Here is a 23,701-nt window from a genome sequence, read left to right as displayed (position 1 = left end):
ATGAATAAAGTTTACATAACTAGAAGTGCCAAATTTCTACCTAATAAAGCAGTTGATAATGATCAAATGGAAGCTAAATTAGGTAAGATTGATGATAAAGAATCTAAAGCTAGACGCATTGTATTGCGCAATAATGGTATTGAACAACGCTATTATGCTATAGATGATAATGGCGATGTTACTCATACTAACACTGATCTTACTTATGAAAGTATAAAAGGGCTATGTGATAGTCACTTTGATCTCTTAGATATTGAAGTGTTGTCATGTGGGACCTCTACTCCAGATCATTTGCTACCTTCGCATGCAGCCATGGTACATGGTTTAATGAAGACTAAGTCAGTAGAGCTTAATTCGGCTTCAGGTGTATGTTGTTCTGGGATGAGCGCGTTAAAATATGGGTATATGTCTGTGAAGTCAGGTAACTCTGTGAATGCAGTTTGTACCGGTTCAGAGCGTGTATCGTCATGGATGAAAGCTGATAGATTTGAAGCAGAAGTAGAGAATCTAAAAGAGTTGGAACAAACGCCTATTATAGCATTTAAGAAGGACTTTCTAAGATGGATGTTATCTGATGGAGCAGCAGCTTTATTATTAGAGAACAAACCACGTGAGACAACATCTCTTGAGGTTATGTGGATGGATGCTTACTCATATGCTTATGAGTTAGAAGCCTGTATGTATGCAGGTGGAGATAAGTTAGAAGATGGCTCTATCAAGCCTTGGAGTGATTACGAAGCTAGTGAATGGCTTACTGAATCAGTGTTTTCTTTAAAGCAAGATGTAAAGATTTTAAATGAAAATATTTTGCAACGTGGCGTACATAGTATGAAGGAAACGATGACTAAACACAATATTACTACAGAGGATATAGATTACTTTTTACCTCATGTCTCATCACATTATTTCGTAGATAATTTATGTACTATGTTTAAAGAAGCAGGTTTAGAAATAGCTAAAGAAAAGTGGTTTATGAATCTTAAAAAAGTGGGTAATGTTGGATCTGCATCTATATATTTAATGCTAGAAGAACTGATGAACTCTGGTAAATTAAAATCAGGTGATCGTATTATGTTATCTGTACCTGAGAGTGGACGATTCTCTTATGCTTATGCATATTTAAAAGTAGTGTAGATGGAGAAGTTAGTAGATATAATAGATAGAGTTTTAGTAAAGCAGTTGATACCTCAGCGCGAACCCATCGTGATGGTAGATGCGCTATACGAATATACGGAGACAGAAATAACTGCTGGACTAACAATAGAGCAGAGTAATTTATGTGTGAGTAACGGTGTATTAAGAGAAGTAGGTATAATAGAACACATGGCTCAGTCAGTGGCATTGCATACTGGATATCAATTCTATTTACGTCAAGAGCCCGCTCCTGTTGGATATATTGGTTCAATTAAGAAAATAGATATAAATAGCCTACCTAAAGTAGGAGATATGATTTATACTAAAGTAAATATATTACAGGAATTTATGGGAGTGACTTTAGTAGAGTTAGTAACTTACTGTGAAGGAATAATAATAGCTTCAGGTTCGATGAAGACTGTATTAGCAAAAACTTAAGTAATGGGAAGATCTACTAAGGCTGTTGATATTCAAAATTACTTACCTCATCGTGAACCTATGTTGATGGTAGATATAATTAGTGAGATATCTAATATAGCGGTGAGTACGACATTTTTGATAGAGGAAGATAATATCTTCGTAAAGAATGGAACTTTACAGGAAGTAGCTTTGATAGAAAATGCTGCCCAAACGTGTGCTGCTATAGTGGGACAGTCATTCTTTTTTGATGAAAATGATCAAGAGAAGCAGAATGTTCGAGTACTTGGATTCATTAGCTCTATTAAAAAAGTGAGTATTAAAAAGCTCCCTAAAGTAGGTGAAGAGATATTAACTATGGGGACTTTAGTGTCTAAAATAGAAGGAGAAGATACAGTAATTTGTGTAATGCAAGTGAATACATTATTACATGATGTAGAGATAATGTGCGCAGAACTTAATCTATTCTTACAAAAACAATAGCAATGAAAGAATCTGACGTACCCCAAGATAAGAGTAGTCTAAAGCAGAATGACATAAAAGAGTTATGCTATGCTGTAAATGAGGAAGGAGAATATGTAACAACGTTGAGCTCTGGATGGGATACTAAAACAATTGTACAAGAAGCGACTTTGTCACAAATACAGGAACGTATAGATATGGCTAAACAACAAGTAAGCGATGGAATATGTAGTCCTATCGTGTATTATATGGAAGTACACAGAATGGATATGCAGACACTATGTGCTTATGTATCAATGTGGAAATGGAGAGTGAAAAGACATTTTAAACCGTCTGTATTTAAAGGGTTAAGTAATAAAGTATTACAGAGATATGCGGATGCATTTAGTATCACGATAGATGAATTAAAAGCATTTAAGGGAAAAGAATAGATTATGATCGTAGATTTTATACATCACCAATCAGCACATTGTGAAAATGGTGTTGCTTCTAATTTATTAATAAATCAAGGACTGGAGATGAGCGAACCAATGGCTTTCGGGCTTGGTTCAGGGCTTTTTTATGTTTATTTGCCTTTTATTAAAGTTAATCATGCCCCTGCGATTAGTTATCGTCCTTTACCTGGATTGATTTTTAATCGTTTGGCTAAGCGTTTAGGATTAAAAGTAAAGCGTATTAAGTTTTCTAATAAAGCTAAGGCACAACAAGTATTAGAACAAAAGATAGCAGAGGGTATTCCATGTGGATTACAGGTAGGTGTGTATCACTTGCCTTATTTCCCTGATGAATATAGATTTCACTTTAATGCACACAACTTAGTTGTTTATGGCAAAGAGGATGGTAGGTTCTTAGTTAGTGATCCAGTGATGGAATCTACTACCCTACTTACTCCAGAAGAACTAGAACGAGTACGTTTTGCACAAGGAGCTTTTGCACCTAAAGGTCAGATATATTATCCCATAGCTCTTCCTAAAGAGATAGATTGGGAATATGCAATTAAGAAAGCAATTAAGAAAACATGTACTGATATGTTAGCTCCAGTACCCATAGTAGGGGTTAAGGGAATACGTATGGTCGCTAAAGCAATTGTGAAATGGCCTAAAAAAGTAGGAATAGCTAAAGCAAATCACTATTTAGCACAGATGGTGCGTATGCAAGAAGAAATCGGTACTGGTGGTGGAGGATTTAGATTTATATATGCTGCTTTCTTACAAGAAGCTGGACAGAAAATAGGTAATACTGTTCTAGAGGATTTATCTAAAGAGATGACAGCCATTGGTGATAGTTGGCGTGATTTTGCTGTGAATGCTGCTCGTGTTTATAAGAAACGCAGCAATACAGAGGATGTCTATACTGCTTTATCTAAAGAGTTAATGAACTTAGCAGATAGAGAGGAAGTATTCTTTAAAAAATTGAAAAAAGTGATATAATGCAAAATAAGATAGTAGATATCGAATGTCTTTATAAGAAGTATGAGGGTAGTGAGTTCTTCTCAGTGAAGGACCTTACCCTTAGTATAGATAGAGGTACATTCTTTGGCTTTTTGGGGCCGAATGGTGCTGGGAAGACGACTTTGATATCTATGCTATGTGGATTAATTAAGCCTACTTCTGGAAAGCTTTTAGTCAATGATTTATCTTATAGTACGCATGATAGTGTGATAAAACAACAGATAGGTGTAGTACCTCAAGAATATGCTTTGTATCCGACGCTTACTGCTTATGAGAACTTGTGTTTCTTAGGGAGTATGTATGGGCTTAAAGGTAAAGTATTAAAAGAAAGAGTAAATCACTACCTTGATTATTTAGGGTTAGAAGCTTTTAAGCACAAGAGAGTTGATACCTACTCAGGTGGGATGAAACGTAGAGTAAACCTAATAGCAGGTATACTCCATGAACCCAGTATTCTTTTCTTAGATGAGCCTACCGTAGGCGTTGATTTACAATCGAGGTTAGTTATCGTTGATTTCCTTAAACAGTTACATCGTAAAGGAACGACTATTTTATATACCTCGCACCATTTGGCTGAGGTAGAAGAACTGTGTACACAGATCGCTATTATTGATAAAGGTAGTATCTATGCACTAGGTACAAGTGAAGAATTGAAAAATCAGACGGAGACTGAGACTTTAGAACAAGCATTCTTATCTCTGACTGGTACTAATCTTAGAGATGATGTATAAACTGTGGATGACCATACGCAAGGAGTTCTTGTTGTTGATTCGCGACTTTGGTGGATTGGCGATACTCTTTGTGATGCCTGTATTTTTGGTAATTACAGTTACCTTGATTCAGAATAACACCTATGAGAATATTACAAATCAAAAGATGGAGATTCTATTGGTTGATAATGATAAAGGCGAGATATCTAACAAGCTAATAACTGAAGTAAAGCAGTCTGGTACATTTGAGTTTATCAGTGTAATGAACAATACTCCTTTGACAGAACAAGGAGCTAAAGAAGCTGTGCTTAAAGGACAGTATCAATTGGCTATTGTTATCCCTGAACATTTGAGTAGTTCATTAACAGAGCGTATAGATAGCAATGTTAATCGAGTACTTGCTCATTTTATGGAGGGTGATACGCTTAATAATCAGGAAGTATTCGTCCCGAAGGAAGTAAAGTTATATTTCGATCCTGCTTTACAGACTTCTTTTAAAGAAGGAATAAAAGGAGCAATAGACAAGATAGTTGCTACGATAGAGAATAAGACGATATACGGAGCTTTTGCAACTCAGTTGAGCGATGGTGATGAACCTCAATCATTATTCGCTCAAGAAAGCTTAATACAGTTTAAAGAAATAGCGCCAAAAGAACAGGAATTGAATAAGATTCCGAATGCAGTGCAGCACAATGTACCAGCATGGAGCTTGTTCGCTATATTCTTTATTATTGTCCCACTTGGGATGAACATTGTCAAAGAAAAAAACCAAGGAACAAATATCAGATTATATACCATGCCCACCTCTCCTATCATTACTTTAGGAGGGAAAGTAATTACCTATCTCACGATATGCTTATTACAGTTTTATCTAATCATTTTAGTTGGAAAATATATATTTCCATTGATTGGATTAGCATCGTTTGAGTTTAGTAGTAACCTAATAGGACTGACAGTTGTAACGCTATTTTCAGGGTTAGCAGCAGTTTCTTTAGGAGTGCTTCTAGGGACAGTAGCTAAAACACAAGAACAGTCTTCTCCATTTGGAGCTACTTTTGTTGTTATACTAGCAGCTGTAAGTGGAGTATGGGTACCTACGTTTGCGATGCCTAAAGTAATGCAATACATCGCTAGTGCTTCACCTATGAACTGGGCATTAGAAGGGTATTATACAATCTTACTTAGGGATGGAGGCTTATGGGAAGCACGCTATATGATTATTTTGCTACTTTTGTTTTCAATACTAATACTATTAATAGCCCTGTTTTATGATAAGAAAAAAAGATCTTTATAACGAAGTATCTCCATTAATAGAGATAACAGAAGTAAGGGTTCGTTTTAATGAGACGGATGCATTAGGGATAGTGTGGCATGGGAACTACCTTACTTATTTTGAAGATGGACGTGAAGCGTTCGGTCGCAAGTATAATATATCTTATTTAGACGCTATAGATAACGGTTATGTTACACCTATTGTGTCTTCATCTTGCTCACATAAGTTAACGGTCAAGTATGGAGATGTGCTTAGAGTAGAGACAAGTTATATCAATACTCTCGCAGCTAAGATTATATTTAAGTTCAAGATATTTAATCAGAAAGAAGAAGTAGTCTGTACAGGAGAAACAGTACAGGTATTTTTAGATAAAGAGGGTAATCTACAATTGCAGTTGCCTGATTTTTATGAAGAGTGGAAAAGAACCGTTGGTTTATTGTAGTATGAAGAAAGTATATATCACATCTACTTCTTGTCTGAGTAGTGTAGGCGCTGATAAGCATCTTACATGGCAAGGAATAAAAGAAGGTCGAACAGGAATAAGGAAAGTAAAACAACTTGGTTTTATAGAGGACATCTATGCAGGTCAGATAGCAGATGATGTTATCGCTGAGCAATGGAATACCTTGAATATATCAGGTAATTATACTCGATTAGAGCAAATGCTTATCATAGCACTAAAGCCTTTAATCGATCATAAGCTACCTACTCCTACATCTCAGTTAATTTTAGCTACAACTAAAGGAAACATAGCAGACATCGCTCAGTCTGGTGCTGAAGGAGCAGATATCAATGTAATGATACAGCGCATTGCAGATTTGTTTGGATTTAGTACTAAACCTGTAGTGGTATGTAATGCTTGTGTTTCTGGTATTTTAGCAGTATCAGTTGGAAAGAGAATGATACAGATGGGTAGATGTGAGGATGCTTATATCTTAGCTGGTGATGAACTTACGCCATTTGTTGTGTCTGGCTTCAATAGCTTTCAGGCGATGAGTGATGAACCATGTCGTCCTTTCGATGCTTCTCGTAAGGGAGTGACTTTAGGAGAAGCTACAGCAGCGGTATTGTTATCAGCTGATAGATCTTTGGATACTACAGTATTCGAAGTGATCGGAGAAGCATCTATAGCAGATGCAAATCATATATCAGGGCCATCTCGTACAGGAGAAGGACTGTATCAAAGCATACAAGGAGCACTTAGAGAAGCAGGTATATCTGCTGATTTAGTAGACTTAGTATCAGCTCATGGTACAGCGACTAACTATAACGATGAGATGGAGTCTATTGCTTTTGAAAGATCTGGTCTTGCTTCTAAATATACACATAGTCTTAAAGGATATTTTGGTCATACACTTGGAGCCGCTGGATTGTTAGAACTAGTGTTGGTGACAGAAAGCATGCTTCATGAGCAATTGATAATTTCTAAAGGATTTGAATTATCAGGTGTGTCAAGAGATTTAAATATAATTACAGAGAATAGTATTGTGCCATTAAATATCGCTCTGAAAACAGCATCAGGTTTTGGAGGTTCAAATACTGCATTATTAATAGCTAAACGACAATAAGTAAGATGGAACAGCACAAATATAGCATCAGCCAATGGTGTACTGTATCAGACGAAGTAGTAAGTCGTTTAGATAAGGTTGTTTTTGAAGGAGAAAAAGGTGACTTCGGTGTCTTCGCAAAAGCGTATTATAAAGCAAATGAAATAGAGTATCCTAAATTTTTTAAGATGGATGCGTTGAGTAAACTTGCGTTTATAGGATCAGAATGTTTGCTTCAAGGAGAAGAATTTGAACAACCTAATTCAGATATAGCTTTGTTGTTTAGTAACGCTAGTTCTAGTTTAGACACGGATATTAAACACAGTGAAACTATAGTAGATAAAGATAGTTATTATCCTAGCCCTGCAGTGTTTGTCTATACATTAGCCAATATCTGTTTAGCTGAGGTTAGTATTAGACATAAGTTACAGTCAGAGAATGCGTTTTTTATTTCTCCTTCCTTTGATGTTGACTTAATGTACACGCAGGCCACTTATCTATTAGCGAGTGATAGAGCGAAGAAAGTCATCTGTGCTTGGGTTAATTACCTTGAAGGAGAGTATCGTTTCTTTGGGTATATCGTTTCATCATATCAGGAAGAATTATTAGATCACACAAAAGAGAATATTAAAAATTTATATAAAGGGAAATGGAAGATTTAAAGATTGAATTAAAGACTAAGATTATCGATGTATTAAACTTAGAAGATATCACTGTAGAAGATATCCAAGATAATGATGCACTTTTTGGTGATGGTCTAGGGTTAGATTCTATTGATGCATTAGAGTTAATCGTGTTAATGGACAAGGATTATGGAATTAAGTTAAGTGATCCAAAAGAAGGTCGTAGTATCTTCCAATCAATAGAAACAATGGCAACTTATATAGCTGCTAACAGAACAAAATAAATCCAATGCAAGAACGTATAGTTATTACAGGTATGGGCATCATCTCGGCAATAGGTAATACTGTCGAAGAGAATTATCATGCTCTATTATCAGGTCAGTCTGGTATCGGTGAGATGACCTTGTTTGAATCTATTCATCGAGGAGTTATTAAAGTCGGAGAAGTCAAAAAGACAACAGATGAATTAATAAGCGAACTTGGATTAGACGCTAATAATAACTATACACGTACAGCGTTATTGGGAGCTTATGCTGCACGAGAGGCTGTAGCTAATGCAGGAATAAAGGATATCAATTCTCGTGCAACAGGATTGATATCTTCTACTTCTGTTGGAGGCATGGATTATACAGAGAAGTTCTTCTATGAATTTGAGAAGACAGAGACTAGTCGCAAGTATATCGATACACAGGGAGCAGGAGACTCTACAGATAAGATAGCAGATTATCTTGGTTTACATGGTCTAGTTACTACGATTAGTACTGCATGTTCATCAGCTGCTAATGCAATTATGCAAGGATCAAGATTACTTAAAGCGGGTAAACTTGATCGCGTTATCGTTGGAGGTACTGATGCTTTATCTAAATTTACAATTAATGGTTTTAATACTTTGATGATTCTTACGGATGGGTATAATACACCTTTTGATCAAAACAGAAAGGGATTAAATTTAGGAGAAGCTGCAGCTTACTTAGTATTAGAGCGTGAAGGAGTTGCACTGGCAGATGGTAAGACTATACTAGGTATAATCAGTGGATATGGTAATGCTAATGACGCTTATCATCAGACTGCCTCATCTGAGAATGGAGAAGGTGCTTACTTAGCGATGCAAAAAGCATTAAAGATGGCAGGCATATCTCCTAATGAGATAGATTATGTTAATGCACATGGTACTGCAACACCAAACAATGATTTATCAGAAGGTAGGGCTATGGAACGTATTTTTACTGATAAAATGCCTGTCTTTAGCTCGACAAAACCCTATACAGGGCATACTCTTGCAGCTGCAGGAGCTATCGAAGCTGTATATAGTATATTAGCAATGCAGTATGGAATAGTGTTTCCTAATCTGAATAATGTGACTCCAATGGAAGAACTTTCGATTAGACCACAGACTGACTTATTACATAAGGAAGTTAATATTGTATTATCTAATTCATTTGGTTTTGGAGGTAATTGTTCAACAGTTATTTTTTCTAAAAAATAAGGTTATGAAAGTATATATAAATGGTATCGGTTCAGTCTCTTTTCAGGAGGGAACGAGAGATTTTAAATCAGTTAAACTTGAAAGAGTAGAACAGGGAATTAATCTAGCCAAACAACCTTCTTATAAAGAACTTATTCCTGCCGCAATGATCAGACGTATGGCTAAGGGAGTAAAGATGGGAATATATGCATCACATTCAGCTTTAGAAGAAGCTGCTATAGCGATACCTGATGCTGTCATTACGGGTACTGGGTTAGGATGTCTGATAGATTCAGAGAAGTTTTTATCAACAATGTTAGATAATCAAGAGAGTTATCTTACACCTACTTCGTTTATCCAATCTACGCATAATACAGTAGGTGGACAGATTGCATTACAGCTACAGTGTACAGGATATAATTTTACCTATGTGCATCAGAATACTTCATTCGAATCTGCTCTATTGGATGGTATGTTACAGTTGCAGTCTGGTGAATTGACAAATGCATTAATAGGAGGTATAGATGAAATTGGAGATATTACCATGCATTTTCTACAACTATCGAAGAAGATTAATACTACAGATGTAGTATTTCCTAAAGGAGTTAACTATGGCGAAGGGGCTACTTTTATCATGCTAGATAAGAAGAATACAGACACATCGTATGCAGAACTAGTAGATACTACTAACTGTAATAAGATAGATAATGTACGAGAGTTTATTCATTCATTTTTGACGAGAAATTCTTTGACGAGTGCACAGATAGACGTATTAGTTCTAGGAATTAATCAGACAGCTAATGATGGAGATTACTATTTACAAGCAGAAGCTATATGTCCTAATAGTGTAGTAGAAACCTTTAAGGAGTTTAGTGGTGAATATCATACAGCTTCGGCTTTTGGTCTTTTAAATGCCTGTGAAATGTTGAAAAAACAGGTATTATTAAGTACAGGAGAATCTAAATCTATAGAATATCTTTTAGTGTATAATCAATTCGATGGCAAAGATCACAGTCTAACTTTACTTCAAAAATGCTGAGATTAAGACTTATCAACTCTGTTGGAATCTTGTATTTCATCGCAGTTGCTTTAGTTGTATATATTTATAAGGCAAGCCTATGTTGGTTTCTATTAGGTGGAGCTCTATGGTTAGGTATGCTCGCTTGGGGGTCTTTTGATATTCGACTAAACGTTTTTGTCAAGGCAATCTCTTGTCGCAAGGGTGAATCTCGTAAGCGCATTGCCCTTACTTTTGACGATGGTCCTACCCTAGTTACTCCTAAAGTACTCGACTTACTGAGTCAGTATCATGCGAAAGCGACATTCTTTAGCATTGGAAAACAAGTAGAAGTATATCCTCATATTTTGCGCCAAGTCCTTGATCAGGGACATCTTGTCGGCAATCATACTTATACACATACGACACGTATGGGTTTTCTTTCAGTAGATGAGGTTTATCAAGAAATTTCACTTGCAGAACACGCCATAATGGAGGTTACGGGTATTAGACCAGGGTGGTATAGACCACCTTTTGGAGTGACTAATCCTAAAATAGCCCAAGCGTTAGCTAAAACACATTATAAGATAGCAGGTTGGAATATTAGGTCATTAGATACCGTTATTAACAAAGAACAACGTATTTTTGAACGTATAAAACACAAGATAAAGCCTGGAGGAATTATCTTGCTTCACGATACGACAGATAAAACTGTACAGGTGCTAGAGATGTTGTTAATAGAACTCACTAAACAAGGGTATGAGATGGTCACTCTAGATGAATTATTAAACAATTAAAAGTATGAATAAGGTATTAAGCACATTGTTTTTATTAGTTATTACAACAGTTTCTTTAGCACAAGAAAAGGCAATGAGTCAGACTGAGATTGCAACATTTAAGAAAGACGTCATCTCTAAAACGAAGGAAATAACTAGTCTATCAACTGATTTTACCCAGTATAAACACATGAGTTTTATGTCTAAAGACATAGAATCTAAGGGTTCGATGTTACTTCAGGTACCGAATAAATTATTGTGGAAATATAGTAATCCATTTGAATACAGTATTGCTTTTAAAGACAATAAAATCAGTATCAATGATCAGGGTAAGAAGAATAAAATAGACATCGGAAACAATAAGAAGTTCGCAAAGATTAATACGCTTATCGTAGGTAGTATCAGTGGAAATATGTTTGATGATAAGGAGTTTAAAATCACTTATTATAAAAACAACAAACGAAGTATTGCTAAACTAGTACCTACTAGTAAAGAAATAACTCAATATATCTCACAGATAGAATTATACTTCGATGAAGGACAAAGCACTGTATCAGAAGTGAAGCTTATCGAACCTTCGGATGATTATACCCGCATCGTATTTAAGAATAAGAAAACTAATATCAAGTTAAATGATTCGAGTTTTACTAATTAGCATTTGCGTATTAATAGTGGTCTCATGTAAGAGTGTTAAGCTAGATAATGTATATAATGACACCTTCACTCCTAAAGAAATAGTTATCGATAATAACTACTTTGCTAAGGTCGGAGAAGAACATATTTTTAGGGCGAATGTGACTGTGTTTAAAAATGAGCTAAGCGGATTATTAGTGATTAAGCGCATAGATAAAGATTTACATAGAGTAGTTATGACGTCAGACTTTGGCAACACATTGTTTGATTTTTCTATTTATTCGGATAGATACACAGCAAATTATGTGATGACTGATATAAATAAGAAATTTATATTGAATATACTAGCTAATGATTTTCAATTGTTTACAGCTGTAAAGCTACCTACATCGGCTGTATCATTAGGGGAGACTAAGACTATCTTTATTGGGACGTATAATAAGCTTAAGACTGTCGTGTTTTGGGATAATTACTTAGAGAGAGTATCTCGTGTAGTCTATGGTACACCAAAGAAAGCTAAAGTATCTTATTGCTATACAGCAGTCGAAAATGGTAAGCCAGTCTTATCGATAGAGCATTATAACTTCCCGATGAAGATTATACTTACTCCTGTCAGTGAAGAGTGAAACATCTACTAACAAAATAACACACTATAATCATGAAGAAACTATTATTACTCTTATTAGTGATCACAGGTGTAAGTCAGACTTATGCTAAAGAGAAACAAAGAAAACTAAACCCTGGTGTACGTGCAGGTTGGAGCATTAGTAATATAACAAATACTGGAGGGGAGTATCGTACTAATTTCTATGCTGGAGTTCAGTTACCTATTCGCTTAGCTAAGTTTTATGAATTACAACCAGAGCTAGTTTACTCACGTCAAGGGGCTAATAATGCTACTGATAGATATGTTTACCCTGAGAATTATCGTGGTAACACAGATATGACTATTGATTATATAGACATTAATATGATTAATAAATTCCATTTCGGTCGAATTAATCTACAAGTAGGACCTGGTATTGCAATTAATACTAGTAGTAACGAATCGAATATTACACCAGTAGATTTGACATTTAACTTTGGTCTTGGAATAGATATTACTAGACGTTTAGGGATAGAAGCTAGATGGATGCCTGGGATTATAGATATAAACGACACAGGTAATTATTCATACAGTGGTAACTATTATGACAGTTCTGAGACTATGCGTAATAATACTTTCCAGATAGGAGCTTACTTTAAGTTTTAATCTGCTGATAGAAAAGGTTTAAGTTGTTCGAGAGAATAGTTTAAACCTTTTTTTATATAGTGATGTTTCATCTTTCTAGGACATTATGCTTAATAATCCTTTGACAAGTAAATGTGTATTGTACTAGATAGTGAATGTACTATAAACAAAAGATTATTACACTAGCATAATCAATATTATATAATCACAATTTTGGTTAGTCCAAGGTGAAAAACGAGTATGTATTGAGCCTATTCTCAGTGATTATAGGATGGTGTTTTTTGTGCTGAAAATGGGGTGGTCGGCATCTGGTCGGCTGAAAAGTGCCAAAAACAGCCTACCACATAGGGAACACATAGGGATAAAGAAGAGGAAACCTTAGATAGAACATAAATAGGAAGACGTTTTTCTATGGGTAACTTGGTTCTGTGTAGAAGGGATTTGAAGAAGGGAGGGGTGTTGTTGTTCTACGAGTGTTATAAATTGTTGTAATGGATAGAGAAGAAGATGATTAGGTTGAGTGCAAAAGAGATGAATAAAGTTTAATTTTTCAGATATATTAAAAATTAACCTAATGGTTTAGAGTTATATGTTAGTGATTAGGAGGAATTATCGGATAAATAAGAAAATAGCTACTCTATAAAGGGGAATTTTTGTAAATAAGTTAAACGGCGTTTAAATAGGTATTTGTTTTTTTTAATTAGTTTTGCAATACTATTATAATATATAACATTGTTTTTTATGCTTATAGACAATTTTTATGAGGTAGTTAGTATTAATAATACTGACACTAATTTATATTCTGCATTAGTTCGCTTAAATACTTCACATGATGTATTTAAAGGGCATTTCCCCAATAATCCGGTGATGCCAGGTATATGTATGATGCAGATAATTAAAGAATTGTCTGAAGGGATAGTGAAGCGTGAACTATTTATGGAGCAAGTGCTCAATGTAAAGTTTATGGCTTTAATCAATCCTGAAAAGTGTAATGAATTGACTTTCTCTCTACAGATAGATGAGCAGGAAGAGATATTGAAGGTAAAAAGCTCTATTGACTTCATGGGGGAAATAGCATTAAAGATGAGTAGTACTTATAATAAACAGTAATTATGAGATTATTGACTATATTTTTTATTAGCATGTTATGCTGGTTTCAGTCTGCTAATGGACAGATTAGAGAGAGTTTTGAACATGCAGATGAATCTGCCGAACTGGCGGAGGTATTCTATAAGCAAGCAAGTGCACTTAGTAGTTCTGATTTGTCTAATGCATACTTAGGAAGTGCATTAATCACTAAGGCGAAGTTTGAGAAGGGAATCAAGAATAAGAAACCGCTGATTGTGAAAGGTGCTGACCTATTAGACAATGCCGTTAAGAATAAACCGAAAGACTTAGAGATAAGATTAATTAGGTTAATTATACAGGAGAATGTACCAGGTATCGTGAAGTATAAGATGTTTATACAAGAAGATAAAAAGGTGATAATAGAGAACTACAGCAGTCAATCTGCAGATATTAAGAAATGGATAAGTGGCTATGCTAATCAATCAAAAGCGTTCACTACTGAAGAGAGAAAAAAACTTCTGTAACGGAAGATAAATAAATGAAAGACAACCTTACCTTACTCAACACAAATAATACGATTACCGAATTAGGCATCTGTGTCTTAATTCCGACTTATAATAACCATAAAACTTTACGACGGGTTATAGACGGAGTCTTGTCTTATACGGATAAGATCATTGTCGTTAATGACGGATCCACTGATGATACTTCAGCTATACTTGCAGAATATACTACCAAAATACATATCATCACATTGCCCAATAATAAAGGTAAGGGAAATGCATTGACAGTTGGTTTTAGAGAAGCTATTCGTCAGGGGTATCAGTATGCAATAACGATAGATAGCGACGGGCAGCACTACCCTACTGATATACCTGTGTTCGTACAGGCATTAGTGGATAGTGAAGAGAAGAATTTGCTGTTAATCGGGAGTCGTAATATGGCTCAAGAAGGCGTGCCGAAGAAGAGTAGTTTTGGCAACAAATTCTCTAATTTCTGGTTTTGGTTTGAGACAGGTGTTAGGTTGACAGATACACAGTCAGGATATCGCCTATACCCTCTTAATTCATTAGCAAAAAAGTATTATACGAAGAAGTTCGAGTTCGAGATAGAAGTTATTGTACGAGCATCTTGGAATGATGTGGCTGTACGTAATGTACCTGTACAGGTGCTCTATGATGAGTCAGAGCGAGTATCTCATTTCAGACCGTTTAAAGACTTTACGCGTATTAGTATCTTAAATACCGTATTAGTAACCTTGTTGTTACTGTATATCATACCACGTAATTTTATCAGAAAGTTCAAAAAAAAAAGCTTTAAAGACTTTGTCAGACAAGATGTTTTAGGTAGTGATGATTCGCCAAGTATAAAAGCAATCTCTATCAGCCTAGGAGTCTTTATAGGTATAGCTCCGTTGTGGGGACTACAGTCATTTTTATCTATCTTTTTGGCTATAACATTTAGATTAAATAAAGTATTGGCTTTTACATTTTCTAATGTGAGTATTCCTCCAATGATCCCTATTATCATATTCGCATCACTTAGAACAGGATATTACTTGATTCCAAATGGAACAAAAGACATTATCTTAGACGAATATTCGCTAGAGTCAATGTCTACTCATTTAGTACAATATCTAATAGGAAGCATTGCATTAGCGAGTATAGTTAGTGCGATATTCGGAATAGGAAGTTATATATTATTATCTATATTCAATAAAAAAGAAAGTCATGTCTAGTATGTTTTACCATATCTATATTTGGGGACAAAAGAATAAAATATTGTTCTTTATATTGTCATTGCTATTTGTGGCATTGACAGCGTATGGTGCATTTAATATAAAATTTGAAGAGGATATCACGCGTATTTTACCTAAGAATGAGAAGACAACTATTACTTCGAAAGTACTTAGTCAATTGCGATTCTCTGATAAGGTATCTGTCATTATTGAGAAACAAAAGGATGGAAGTACAGAGGATTTAGTAGAAACGGCTAATCAATTCTTGGATTCCTTAGCAGTGAAAAGCGAGTATGTCAAGTCTATACAAGGTAAGGTAGATGATGAGAATATCAGTGAAGCAATCAACTTTGTATATGCACACCTACCATTATTCTTAGAGCAGAAAGACTATGATAAGATAGCAACAAAGCTAAATAATGATAGTCTGAAACAAGTAGTAGAAGGTAACTATAAGACGTTTATCTCTCCGACGGGAATGGTCGCTAAGCAGTTTATACAGCGTGATCCACTTGGGATAGGCTTTATGGCTCTGGAGAAATTACAACAGCTTAATATTGGTGATGACTTTCACTTAGTGGATGGGTTTATTATGAATAAAGCTGAAGATAAATTACTTCTTTTTATTGATCCTGTCTACGATGGTACAGAGACAGAGCACAATACTGTTTTTGTCAATTATCTTGAGCGAGTGAAGGGTGAGCTAAACAAGGCTTATGTTGATAAGGTAAGTGTAGATTACTTCGGTGCGTCATTCGTTGCTGTGGCTAATGCAAAACAGATCAAGAGTGATATCCAAAAGACAGTAGCAATATCTGCAACAGCATTAATGATTATGCTAATGCTGTTCTATCGCAAGTTACTTATTCCTATTATACTATTTATACCGACGGTGTGTTCTGCTATCATGGCGTTGTTTGTATTGTATTTTATTAAAGATTCTATTTCTGCTATTTCTCTAAGTGTCGGGGCTATATTGATAGGGATTACCATAGATTACGCCCTGCATATCATGACACATTATAAGCATTGTGGCAATATTAAAGAGGTGTATCAAGAGATTACAAGACCTATAATGATGAGCTGTGCTACTACAGCTGTAGCGTTCTTGTGTTTGATATTCGTACATTCAGAAGCATTAAAAGATTTGGGAATATTCGCTTCTATCACAGTGATGGCTGCAGGTGTATTCTCTTTATTGTTCATTCCTCATCTGTATAAACCATCTGAAAAAGATAAGATAGGAGAATCAAATACAATAATAGACAAGGTAGCAAAGTATCCATTTGACAAGAGTAAGTGGTTATTATGGTTGTGTTTATTAGCTGTGATAGTGAGTGTATTCACTTTAGACAAGACAACATTCAACAAAGATTTGTCTTCAATGAATTACTTTCCAGAGGAACTAAAACAAGCAGAACGAAAGTTAGAGAGTACGATGAATGGTGAGGGCAAGTCTATCTACCTGACTTGTTATGGAGAGGATGTGAATAAAGTAGTAGAACATAATGCTGAGTTGACACAACTTCTTAAAGAACAAAAGAACCAAGGGAATATAGTACAATATAGTTCATTAGGTGATATCGTATTGTCTAAGGGGCAACAAGAACAGAAGTTGAAACTGTGGAATGACTTCTGGAACAAGCAAGATGTATCTGCTATTAAGCACACTTTAATCCAAGAGGGATATAAGTTTGACTTTATGGAGAATACATATAATGGATTTTATGACTTATTAAGTACTTCATTTAAAACTATTCCAATACAAGAATATACACAACTCAATCCACAAATTATGGATGAGTTCTTAATAGAGAAAGACGGATTCTATACCATTAATAGCTTAGTAAAAGTTACAGAAGAGGATAGAGCCACGTTCGTTAAGGAAATAAAGTTTGGTGTAGAAGACTTTCTTATCATCGATAGAAAGGCTATTAACGAGACATTTTTAAGTAACCTGGTAAATGACTTTACCAGTTTAGTAAATTACTCGATGATAGCAGTATTACTTATCTTGTGGTTCTTCTTTAGACGTATAGAGATGGTGCTGGTAAGTATGGTACCTATCCTTGTGACGGGGCTTATTACGGCTGGAGTGATGGGGCTTTTTAAAATAGAATTTAATATTTTTAGTTCGATAGTTTGTACCTTAGTTTTCGGTCAAGGGGTTGACTTTACGATCTTCATGACGAATGCTTTACAAAAAGAGTATACCACAGGTAAGGATGATAGTCCTACCTATAGAGTATCGATCATATTAGCTGTATTGACTACATTATTAGCAGTTGGAACATTAGTATTCGCTAAGCACCCTGCTTTGCGTTCTATTTCTGTAGTTTCATTATTGGGATTATCTGTATCTGCTATCGTAGCATTTGTGTTGTATCCTCGATTATATCGTTTCTGTTTTACAAATAGACAAAGTAAAGGCAAATCGCCTATCTCACTTGGGATATTGTTATTTAGTATTGTGTCGTTTACTTACTTCGGTGTATGTGGAATATTATATTCGTGTATAGCGAGAATATTAATGTTGATATTACCATTGAGAAAGGTGGTAAAGTTGAGGTTGTTTGGTAAAGGGATGTCAATGTATATGTCTTCTACTCTTGCCTTAAATCCTTTTACTAAAAAGGGAATTATCAATAAACAAAAAGAAGACTTTAAGAAGCCAGCTATTATCATCGCTAACCATACATCATTTTTAGATTCGCTGACGATAGGGAGGGTTAATTCGAATATCGTTTATTTAGTAAATGATTGGGTATATAAGTCACCTGTGTTTGGTAGAGCAGTACAGATGGCAGGGTTCTATCCTGTATCTCAAGGAGTGGATAATAGTGTAGAACACTTAGAAGAACGTGTGAAGCAAGGCTTTTCATTGATGATATTTCCTGAGGGAACACGTTCGATGACTAATGATGTACAGCGTTTTCACAAGGGGGCTTTCTTCTTAGCAGAAACACTGAAGTTAGATATCCTACCGATGTATATCCATGGTAATGCTGAGGTAAATGGCAAGAGTGATTATATCATCTATGGTGGGCATATTATCACTACTGTAGGAGAGCGTATTGCTTATGATGATATGGCCTTTGGAAAGGATTATTCTGAACGTACTAAGAAGATAAGTAAGTTTTATAAAGCACAGTTTAAAGAGATTCGAACTCAGTTAGAAGATAAAAACTACTTTAGAAAGAAGTTGTTCTTAAGTTATTATTATAAAGAAGGAACTGTCTTAGCGGAGGTGAAAGCAGACTTTAAGTTATATAGTGAAGATTACTATGAACTAAATAATCACTTGGCAGACAATGAGAAAATATTACATCTGGGTGAAGACTATGGACAAGTGAATTTCTTATTAACTTTACAACAAAGCAGACGCAAGGTATATGCTTATATTAGTGATGCCTATAAACGCAGTATAGCAGAGACTAATTATATAACTAAACGCAGAAGTATTATCTATCTAACCGAAAGAGATAAGATAGAGCATAATGTGATAACATTGCTAATATCTACAACAGGGATTAGTTATGTCAATGAACAGATAAATAAAGTAGTCGTTTTGAAGCGAAAAGCGAATGACTATGTTCCTGAATCAGGGTTTAGATTAACGACTGATAATGAATATATCAGCGTATATACAAGAGAATAGAATGTATGGAGAAGAAGTATGATGTAGTGATAATAGGAAGTGGTCTTGGGGGATTAGCTTCTGCTGTGATCTTAGCGAAAGAAGGGAAGAAGGTTTGTGTACTAGAGAAAAATACGCAGTATGGAGGTAATCTACAGACGTTCTCTCGAGACAAATCAGTGTTCGATACAGGAGTGCATTATATCGGTGGTTTAAGGGAAGGAGAGAACTTATACAAGTACTTCTCTTATCTTGGTATCATGGATAAGCTAAAACTTCACAGATTAGATAAGGATGGGTATGATATGATTTCTTTTGAAGGAGAGAATATTGAGTATCCCCATGCACAAGGCTATGAAAACTTCGTACAACAATTACTTGTTCACTTTCCGAATGAGGAGAAAGCACTGCGTATCTACTGTGATAAGATCAATGAGATATGTCATCAATTTCCAATGTATAACCTGGAAGATGGCAAGGGGTATGACGAGAATGTAGTGTGTATAAAACTTGTAGATTTCTTAAATGAGATAACTACTAATGAGAAACTAAAGGCTGTGCTTATAGGTTCTAACTTTTTGTACGTAGCTGATAAGGAAAAGACACCCCTGTATGTACACGCACTAACAGTAAACTCTTATATACAGAGTGCTTGGCGATGTGTCAATGGCGGTAGCCAAATTAGCAGGGCTTTAATCAAGATACTTAAGAGCTATGGAGGCGAAATCTATAAGCATAAAGAAGTAGTTGGATTTACTTTTGATGACCAACGTTTAAGTTCATGTACAACGGCTGATGGAATGCAATATCACGCAGACCAATTTGTCTCTAATATCAATCTTAAACATACGATACGCATGGTAGGAGCAGATAGATTCTCTAAGCCATTCGTTAAGCGTATCATGAGTTTAGAAGAGGTGCCATCGGTATTCTCTCTTTACATTGTATTTAAAAAAGATAGTTATCCATATCAGAATAGCAATATATACCACTATAACAGTATAGAAGATGTATGGGATACACATCATAAAGTTGCGGATAGATGGCCTAACTTATTAGTGGCGTCTATGAACTGTACTGCGCCAAATCAGAAGTGGGCAGATAGTATGACTGTGATGACGTATATGGATATAGAGGAAGTCAAGCAATGGCAAGATACGTTTAATGTATCAACGATAAAGGAACTTGACAGTCGAGGCGAAAGTTATGAGTCGTTTAAGAAAGAAAAAGAACAACTCTTATTAGCGAAGTTAGAGGCTAAATATCCTGGTATTCGTGAAGCGATATTAAGCGTACACTCTTCTACTCCCCTATCTTATCGCGACTTTATAGGATCAGAAGGCGGTAATATGTATGGCTTCGTCAAGGATGCGAATAGCCCTATGAAGACATTTATCTCTCCTCGTTCTAAGATTGGTAACCTATTCTTCTCGGGACAGAATGTGCGTATGCATGGTGTGATGGGAGTGACTATCGGAGCATTTGTGACTTGTCTCGAGATGGTAGATAAAGAGACTTTAATGCACAAACTAAATAAGTTTAGAACGAATGAGGCATTGGTATAACTATTTTTTGATTTTAGCGCTGAGCGCTGTCGTAGCGAGTTGTGGTGTGAAGAGAGGGCTAAGAGATGTCCCTGTCTTATCCGCTTATGACACGATAGTACCTCATGTGGTTAAAGTCAATGATAGTGTGTATACCACTAATAAGGGGTTTTTAAGTAAGAATAAGCAACAGTTGTGGGAATTATATGTTAGTGGTGATGCTTATCAGATAGGGTTGAATACAGGCGCTCTAACAGAGTCGTTATATCAAAAACAAGAAACAATCTTCTTCTCGAAAGTAGAAGAGTTAGTTCCTCCTGGATTTAAACAAAAACTGCTTATCAAGGCATTAAAATATTACAATAGGGATTTGTATAAGTATATCCCTAATGAATATAAAGCGGAAATTTACGGACTGAGTAAATATGCTACTACTCGATTTGATTTCTTAGGAGAGGCTTATCAACGCAATCTTTACTTACACGGTGCACATGATATAGGCCATGCTTTTCAAGACTTGGCATTAGTCGGTTGTACATCGCTAGCGGTATGGGGAGAGAACTCAGCAGATGGCGGATTGCTTATAGGGCGAAACTTTGACTTTTATGTGGGAGATGATTTTGCTGAGAATAAGATAATCGCATTTATAAAGCCAGAGCAGGGTAATGCGTTTATGTCTGTGACTTGGGGAGGGATGACAGGTGTTGTATCTGGAATGAATGAGAAGGGACTGACAGTAACACTCAATGCGGGTAAGTCGTCTATACCTCTAAAAGCAAAAACACCTATCTCTGTAGTAGCGCGTGAGATACTACAGTATGCAGATAATATAGAACAAGCTATCGCTATAGCCAAGACGAAAAAGGTATTCGTATCGGAGTCGATTATGGTGGGTAGTGCAGAGGATAAGAGGGCAGTATTAATCGAGATCGCACCTAAGAATTTCGGTGTATATGCGGTCGCGAATAGCAGTGCACTTATCTGCTCTAATCACTTTCAAAGTGAAGCTTTTAAAGAAGATAAACGCAATCTAAAGCAAATAGAAGAGAGTCATTCTCAGTATCGATGGGATAAGGTGAATGAGTATGTGACAAATGATGAGGTACTCACTCCACAGAAGATGGTGGATATTCTTAGAGATACCAAAGGATTAGAGGGTAAAGAAATAGGCTATGGTAATGAGAAGGCGTTAAATCAACTCCTTGCACACCATGGTATTGTATTTCAACCTGAGAAACGATTAGTCTGGGTATCGTCTAATCCCTATCAACTGGGGGAATTTGTAGCGTATGATTTGACTAAAATATTTAAGGACAAGAGTGAGAACTATCACTTAGGAATAGATAGTTTGACTATAGTTAAAGATTCGTTTATTACTAGTAAAGCGTTTAAAGATTACGAGCGTTTTAGAGTAGAAGATCACATCTTTCAAAAGAAGATAAAGCAGAAGGAAACAGTGTTAGAGGAGTATATTACTACTTATCAGGATTTAAATCCAGCGTATTGGTTAGTGTATTATAGAGCAGGACAGTATTATATGCAACACAAGGAATATGCTTTAGCTCGTGAGCAGTTTAATATTGCATTGACTAAAGAGGTAACAACATTACCAGCAGAAAAACAGATAAAGAAGTATTTAAACAAAATAAGAAATAAGTAATGGACATCTCTCGTATAGATTATCAATCAGCCGAAGATATTTTGACTTATCAGGAGCAAAGGTTACAAGAAGTATTAGCTTATGTCAATGCGAATTCTCCTTATTATAAAGAGCTATTCGAAGAAGAAGGAATCGATGTAAGTAAGATAAAAACATTAGAGGATTTGCAACAATTGCCGTTGACTACAAAAGATGAGGTACAACGTCGAAATGATGATTTCTTTTGTGTACCGAAGACTGCAATTATCGACTATGCTACGACTTCTGGAACACTTGGGGATCCTGTTACATTTGGATTGACAGATAGTGATTTAGATCGTTTAGCGGAGAATGAGTATCAGTCATTTAAGATAGCTGGTGTACAGAAAGGCGATGTGGTACAACTGATGACGACTATTGATAGGAGGTTTATGGCGGGGTTAGCGTATTTCTTAGGACTTCGCAAGCTTGGTGCTGGAGTAATCCGCGTGGGTGCTGGGATACCACAACTACAGTGGGATTCGATCTTACAGTATCAACCAAAGTATGTAATCGCTGTACCTTCATTTTTATTAAAGTTAATCGACTATGCTGAAAAGAATGGCATTGATTATAATAACAGTAGTGTACAAGGGGTAATTTGCATAGGCGAATCACTTCGCAAGGATGATTTGAGTCCGTCTATCTTAGCACAGCGTATTACTGACAAGTGGAATATTAAGCTGTATTCTACGTACGCATCTACAGAGATGGGAGCAGCGTTTACAGAGTGTGAGCACAATGTAGGTGGGCATGTGAACCCTGAGTTAATTATCACAGAGGTATTAGATGAACAAAATAATGTAGTAGCTGACGGCGAGTTAGGTGAGTTAACAGTGACAACACTTGGGGTAGAAGCATTGCCATTAATTCGATTTAAGACAGGAGATATGGTGCGTAAGTATTCAACTACTTGTCAATGCGGAAGACATAGCTATCGCATAGGACCTGTGGAGGGACGTAAGAAACACATGATTAAATATAAAGGGACAACACTATATCCACCTGCTATCTTTGATTTACTGAATTCGTTTCCTCAAATTAAGTTATACTTGGTAGAAGTAAGTACAAACGAGATTGGAACTGATGAAATCATCATTCGCATCGTAACGGAAGATAACAGTCACGAGTTTTCTAAAAACATCAAAGATACTTTTAGAGCAAAGTTGCGCGTAGCTCCTAAAGTAGCGATAGAAGACTTCGAAGTACTACAACCAATTGTATTTAATCCGATGAGTCGAAAACCGATTACGTTTATAGATAAACGCAGTTAATCACTTTGTAGAGTGAAATGATAGAAAATATTATCCTAAATAG

General features: G+C 35.7%; 24 protein-coding genes. All 24 read left to right on the top strand.

The window, feature by feature from the left end:
• Positions 1-1,134 (top strand): dialkylresorcinol biosynthesis protein DarB, encoded by a 1,134-nt coding sequence (gene darB / locus LNQ81_RS05505; protein ID WP_229945155.1) that lies wholly within the window; start codon positions 1-3, stop codon positions 1,132-1,134.
• Positions 1,135-1,572 (top strand): hotdog family protein, encoded by a 438-nt coding sequence (locus LNQ81_RS05500; RefSeq protein WP_229945154.1) that lies wholly within the window; start codon positions 1,135-1,137, stop codon positions 1,570-1,572.
• Positions 1,573-1,575: 3 nt separating this feature from the next.
• Positions 1,576-2,034 carry a hotdog family protein gene (locus LNQ81_RS05495; protein ID WP_229945153.1) on the top strand — a complete coding sequence of 153 codons (459 nt, stop codon included), beginning with the start codon at positions 1,576-1,578 and terminating at the stop codon, positions 2,032-2,034.
• 2 nt (positions 2,035-2,036) lie between these two features.
• Entirely contained in the window at positions 2,037-2,444 is a 408-nt protein-coding gene (DarG, locus tag LNQ81_RS05490) for a flexirubin biosynthesis protein DarG (RefSeq protein ID WP_229945152.1), read from the top strand.
• Positions 2,445-2,447: 3 nt separating this feature from the next.
• Positions 2,448-3,443: a BtrH-related acyltransferase DarH gene (darH, locus tag LNQ81_RS05485; protein ID WP_229945151.1), complete on the top strand. Its 996-nt coding sequence runs from the start codon at positions 2,448-2,450 to the stop codon at positions 3,441-3,443.
• Complete coding sequence (locus LNQ81_RS05480) at positions 3,443-4,195, top strand: ABC transporter ATP-binding protein (RefSeq protein WP_229945150.1); 753 nt, start codon at positions 3,443-3,445, stop codon at positions 4,193-4,195. Before darH ends, LNQ81_RS05480 begins: the two co-directional genes overlap by 1 nt.
• A gap of 7 nt (positions 4,196-4,202) precedes the next feature.
• Positions 4,203-5,468, top strand: a complete 1,266-nt coding sequence (locus LNQ81_RS05475; RefSeq protein ID WP_229949244.1) for an ABC transporter permease — start codon at positions 4,203-4,205, stop codon at positions 5,466-5,468.
• Complete coding sequence (locus LNQ81_RS05470; RefSeq protein WP_229945149.1) at positions 5,443-5,889, top strand: acyl-CoA thioesterase; 447 nt, start codon at positions 5,443-5,445, stop codon at positions 5,887-5,889. Before LNQ81_RS05475 ends, LNQ81_RS05470 begins: the two co-directional genes overlap by 26 nt.
• Before the next feature lies 1 nt (position 5,890).
• Positions 5,891-7,015 (top strand): beta-ketoacyl synthase N-terminal-like domain-containing protein, encoded by a 1,125-nt coding sequence (locus LNQ81_RS05465; RefSeq protein WP_229945148.1) that lies wholly within the window; start codon positions 5,891-5,893, stop codon positions 7,013-7,015.
• Between the two features lie 5 nt (positions 7,016-7,020).
• The gene (locus LNQ81_RS05460) at positions 7,021-7,656 is read left to right on the top strand and encodes a 3-oxoacyl-ACP synthase (RefSeq protein WP_229945147.1); all 636 of its coding nucleotides are present in this window, start codon (positions 7,021-7,023) and stop codon (positions 7,654-7,656) included.
• Positions 7,644-7,901, top strand: a complete 258-nt coding sequence (locus LNQ81_RS05455) for a phosphopantetheine-binding protein (RefSeq protein ID WP_229945146.1) — start codon at positions 7,644-7,646, stop codon at positions 7,899-7,901. Before LNQ81_RS05460 ends, LNQ81_RS05455 begins: the two co-directional genes overlap by 13 nt.
• 5 nt (positions 7,902-7,906) lie before the next feature.
• Positions 7,907-9,103, top strand: a complete 1,197-nt coding sequence (locus LNQ81_RS05450; RefSeq protein WP_229945145.1) for a beta-ketoacyl-[acyl-carrier-protein] synthase family protein — start codon at positions 7,907-7,909, stop codon at positions 9,101-9,103.
• A gap of 4 nt (positions 9,104-9,107) precedes the next feature.
• Positions 9,108-10,121, top strand: a complete 1,014-nt coding sequence (locus LNQ81_RS05445) for a beta-ketoacyl synthase N-terminal-like domain-containing protein (protein ID WP_229945144.1) — start codon at positions 9,108-9,110, stop codon at positions 10,119-10,121.
• Positions 10,115-10,876, top strand: a complete 762-nt coding sequence (locus LNQ81_RS05440) for a polysaccharide deacetylase family protein (protein ID WP_229945143.1) — start codon at positions 10,115-10,117, stop codon at positions 10,874-10,876. The genes LNQ81_RS05445 and LNQ81_RS05440 overlap by 7 nt, the downstream gene beginning before the upstream one ends.
• A gap of 4 nt (positions 10,877-10,880) precedes the next feature.
• Positions 10,881-11,510: a flexirubin biosynthesis/transport protein LolA2 gene (lolA2, locus tag LNQ81_RS05435; RefSeq protein ID WP_229945142.1), complete on the top strand. Its 630-nt coding sequence runs from the start codon at positions 10,881-10,883 to the stop codon at positions 11,508-11,510.
• Positions 11,488-12,114: a flexirubin biosynthesis protein LolB2 gene (lolB2, locus tag LNQ81_RS05430; RefSeq protein ID WP_229945141.1), complete on the top strand. Its 627-nt coding sequence runs from the start codon at positions 11,488-11,490 to the stop codon at positions 12,112-12,114. The genes lolA2 and lolB2 overlap by 23 nt, the downstream gene beginning before the upstream one ends.
• Before the next feature lie 32 nt (positions 12,115-12,146).
• Positions 12,147-12,740: a porin family protein gene (locus LNQ81_RS05425; RefSeq protein WP_229945140.1), complete on the top strand. Its 594-nt coding sequence runs from the start codon at positions 12,147-12,149 to the stop codon at positions 12,738-12,740.
• Positions 12,741-13,460: 720 nt separating this feature from the next.
• Entirely contained in the window at positions 13,461-13,829 is a 369-nt protein-coding gene (locus LNQ81_RS05420; protein ID WP_229945139.1) for an ApeI family dehydratase, read from the top strand.
• Positions 13,830-13,831: 2 nt separating this feature from the next.
• Positions 13,832-14,311: a hypothetical protein gene (locus tag LNQ81_RS05415; RefSeq protein ID WP_229945138.1), complete on the top strand. Its 480-nt coding sequence runs from the start codon at positions 13,832-13,834 to the stop codon at positions 14,309-14,311.
• Between the two features lie 14 nt (positions 14,312-14,325).
• Positions 14,326-15,525 (top strand): DUF2062 domain-containing protein, encoded by a 1,200-nt coding sequence (locus LNQ81_RS05410; protein ID WP_229945137.1) that lies wholly within the window; start codon positions 14,326-14,328, stop codon positions 15,523-15,525.
• Positions 15,518-19,183, top strand: a complete 3,666-nt coding sequence (locus tag LNQ81_RS05405; protein ID WP_229945136.1) for a 1-acyl-sn-glycerol-3-phosphate acyltransferase — start codon at positions 15,518-15,520, stop codon at positions 19,181-19,183. The genes LNQ81_RS05410 and LNQ81_RS05405 overlap by 8 nt, the downstream gene beginning before the upstream one ends.
• 5 nt (positions 19,184-19,188) lie before the next feature.
• Positions 19,189-20,727 carry a phytoene desaturase family protein gene (locus tag LNQ81_RS05400; protein ID WP_229945135.1) on the top strand — a complete coding sequence of 513 codons (1,539 nt, stop codon included), beginning with the start codon at positions 19,189-19,191 and terminating at the stop codon, positions 20,725-20,727.
• Positions 20,711-22,366 carry a C45 family autoproteolytic acyltransferase/hydolase gene (locus tag LNQ81_RS05395; protein ID WP_229945134.1) on the top strand — a complete coding sequence of 552 codons (1,656 nt, stop codon included), beginning with the start codon at positions 20,711-20,713 and terminating at the stop codon, positions 22,364-22,366. The genes LNQ81_RS05400 and LNQ81_RS05395 overlap by 17 nt, the downstream gene beginning before the upstream one ends.
• Entirely contained in the window at positions 22,366-23,658 is a 1,293-nt protein-coding gene (flxY, locus tag LNQ81_RS05390; protein WP_229945133.1) for a flexirubin biosynthesis putative acyl-CoA ligase FlxY, read from the top strand. Before LNQ81_RS05395 ends, flxY begins: the two co-directional genes overlap by 1 nt.
• The last annotated feature ends 43 nt before the right edge of the window (positions 23,659-23,701 follow it).

Origin of the sequence: Myroides oncorhynchi (assembly GCF_020905415.1) — a bacterium.
GTDB classification, from domain to species: domain Bacteria; phylum Bacteroidota; class Bacteroidia; order Flavobacteriales; family Flavobacteriaceae; genus Flavobacterium; species Flavobacterium oncorhynchi_A.
This window is presented reverse-complemented; position numbering and strand designations above follow the sequence as displayed.

What these genes read in the sequence shown, in the direction of transcription:
- LNQ81_RS05465 (WP_229945148.1), top strand. Translation starts at nt 5,891, where the DNA reads ATGAAGAAAGTATATATCACATCTACTTCTTGTCTGAGTAGTGTAGGC.
- lolA2 (WP_229945142.1), top strand. Translation starts at nt 10,881, where the DNA reads ATGAATAAGGTATTAAGCACATTGTTTTTATTAGTTATTACAACAGTT.
- LNQ81_RS05495 (WP_229945153.1), top strand. Translation starts at nt 1,576, where the DNA reads ATGGGAAGATCTACTAAGGCTGTTGATATTCAAAATTACTTACCTCAT.
- LNQ81_RS05400 (WP_229945135.1), top strand. Translation starts at nt 19,189, where the DNA reads ATGGAGAAGAAGTATGATGTAGTGATAATAGGAAGTGGTCTTGGGGGA.
- LNQ81_RS05440 (WP_229945143.1), top strand. Translation starts at nt 10,115, where the DNA reads ATGCTGAGATTAAGACTTATCAACTCTGTTGGAATCTTGTATTTCATC.
- darH (WP_229945151.1), top strand. Translation starts at nt 2,448, where the DNA reads ATGATCGTAGATTTTATACATCACCAATCAGCACATTGTGAAAATGGT.
- LNQ81_RS05395 (WP_229945134.1), top strand. Translation starts at nt 20,711, where the DNA reads ATGAGGCATTGGTATAACTATTTTTTGATTTTAGCGCTGAGCGCTGTC.
- flxY (WP_229945133.1), top strand. Translation starts at nt 22,366, where the DNA reads ATGGACATCTCTCGTATAGATTATCAATCAGCCGAAGATATTTTGACT.
- LNQ81_RS05425 (WP_229945140.1), top strand. Translation starts at nt 12,147, where the DNA reads ATGAAGAAACTATTATTACTCTTATTAGTGATCACAGGTGTAAGTCAG.
- LNQ81_RS05445 (WP_229945144.1), top strand. Translation starts at nt 9,108, where the DNA reads ATGAAAGTATATATAAATGGTATCGGTTCAGTCTCTTTTCAGGAGGGA.
- LNQ81_RS05405 (WP_229945136.1), top strand. Translation starts at nt 15,518, where the DNA reads ATGTCTAGTATGTTTTACCATATCTATATTTGGGGACAAAAGAATAAA.
- LNQ81_RS05480 (WP_229945150.1), top strand. Translation starts at nt 3,443, where the DNA reads ATGCAAAATAAGATAGTAGATATCGAATGTCTTTATAAGAAGTATGAG.
- LNQ81_RS05420 (WP_229945139.1), top strand. Translation starts at nt 13,461, where the DNA reads ATGCTTATAGACAATTTTTATGAGGTAGTTAGTATTAATAATACTGAC.
- LNQ81_RS05410 (WP_229945137.1), top strand. Translation starts at nt 14,326, where the DNA reads ATGAAAGACAACCTTACCTTACTCAACACAAATAATACGATTACCGAA.
- darB (WP_229945155.1), top strand. Translation starts at nt 1, where the DNA reads ATGAATAAAGTTTACATAACTAGAAGTGCCAAATTTCTACCTAATAAA.
- LNQ81_RS05450 (WP_229945145.1), top strand. Translation starts at nt 7,907, where the DNA reads ATGCAAGAACGTATAGTTATTACAGGTATGGGCATCATCTCGGCAATA.
- LNQ81_RS05475 (WP_229949244.1), top strand. Translation starts at nt 4,203, where the DNA reads ATGACCATACGCAAGGAGTTCTTGTTGTTGATTCGCGACTTTGGTGGA.
- LNQ81_RS05415 (WP_229945138.1), top strand. Translation starts at nt 13,832, where the DNA reads ATGAGATTATTGACTATATTTTTTATTAGCATGTTATGCTGGTTTCAG.
- LNQ81_RS05470 (WP_229945149.1), top strand. Translation starts at nt 5,443, where the DNA reads ATGATAAGAAAAAAAGATCTTTATAACGAAGTATCTCCATTAATAGAG.
- lolB2 (WP_229945141.1), top strand. Translation starts at nt 11,488, where the DNA reads ATGATTCGAGTTTTACTAATTAGCATTTGCGTATTAATAGTGGTCTCA.
- LNQ81_RS05460 (WP_229945147.1), top strand. Translation starts at nt 7,021, where the DNA reads ATGGAACAGCACAAATATAGCATCAGCCAATGGTGTACTGTATCAGAC.
- LNQ81_RS05455 (WP_229945146.1), top strand. Translation starts at nt 7,644, where the DNA reads ATGGAAGATTTAAAGATTGAATTAAAGACTAAGATTATCGATGTATTA.
- LNQ81_RS05500 (WP_229945154.1), top strand. Translation starts at nt 1,135, where the DNA reads ATGGAGAAGTTAGTAGATATAATAGATAGAGTTTTAGTAAAGCAGTTG.
- DarG (WP_229945152.1), top strand. Translation starts at nt 2,037, where the DNA reads ATGAAAGAATCTGACGTACCCCAAGATAAGAGTAGTCTAAAGCAGAAT.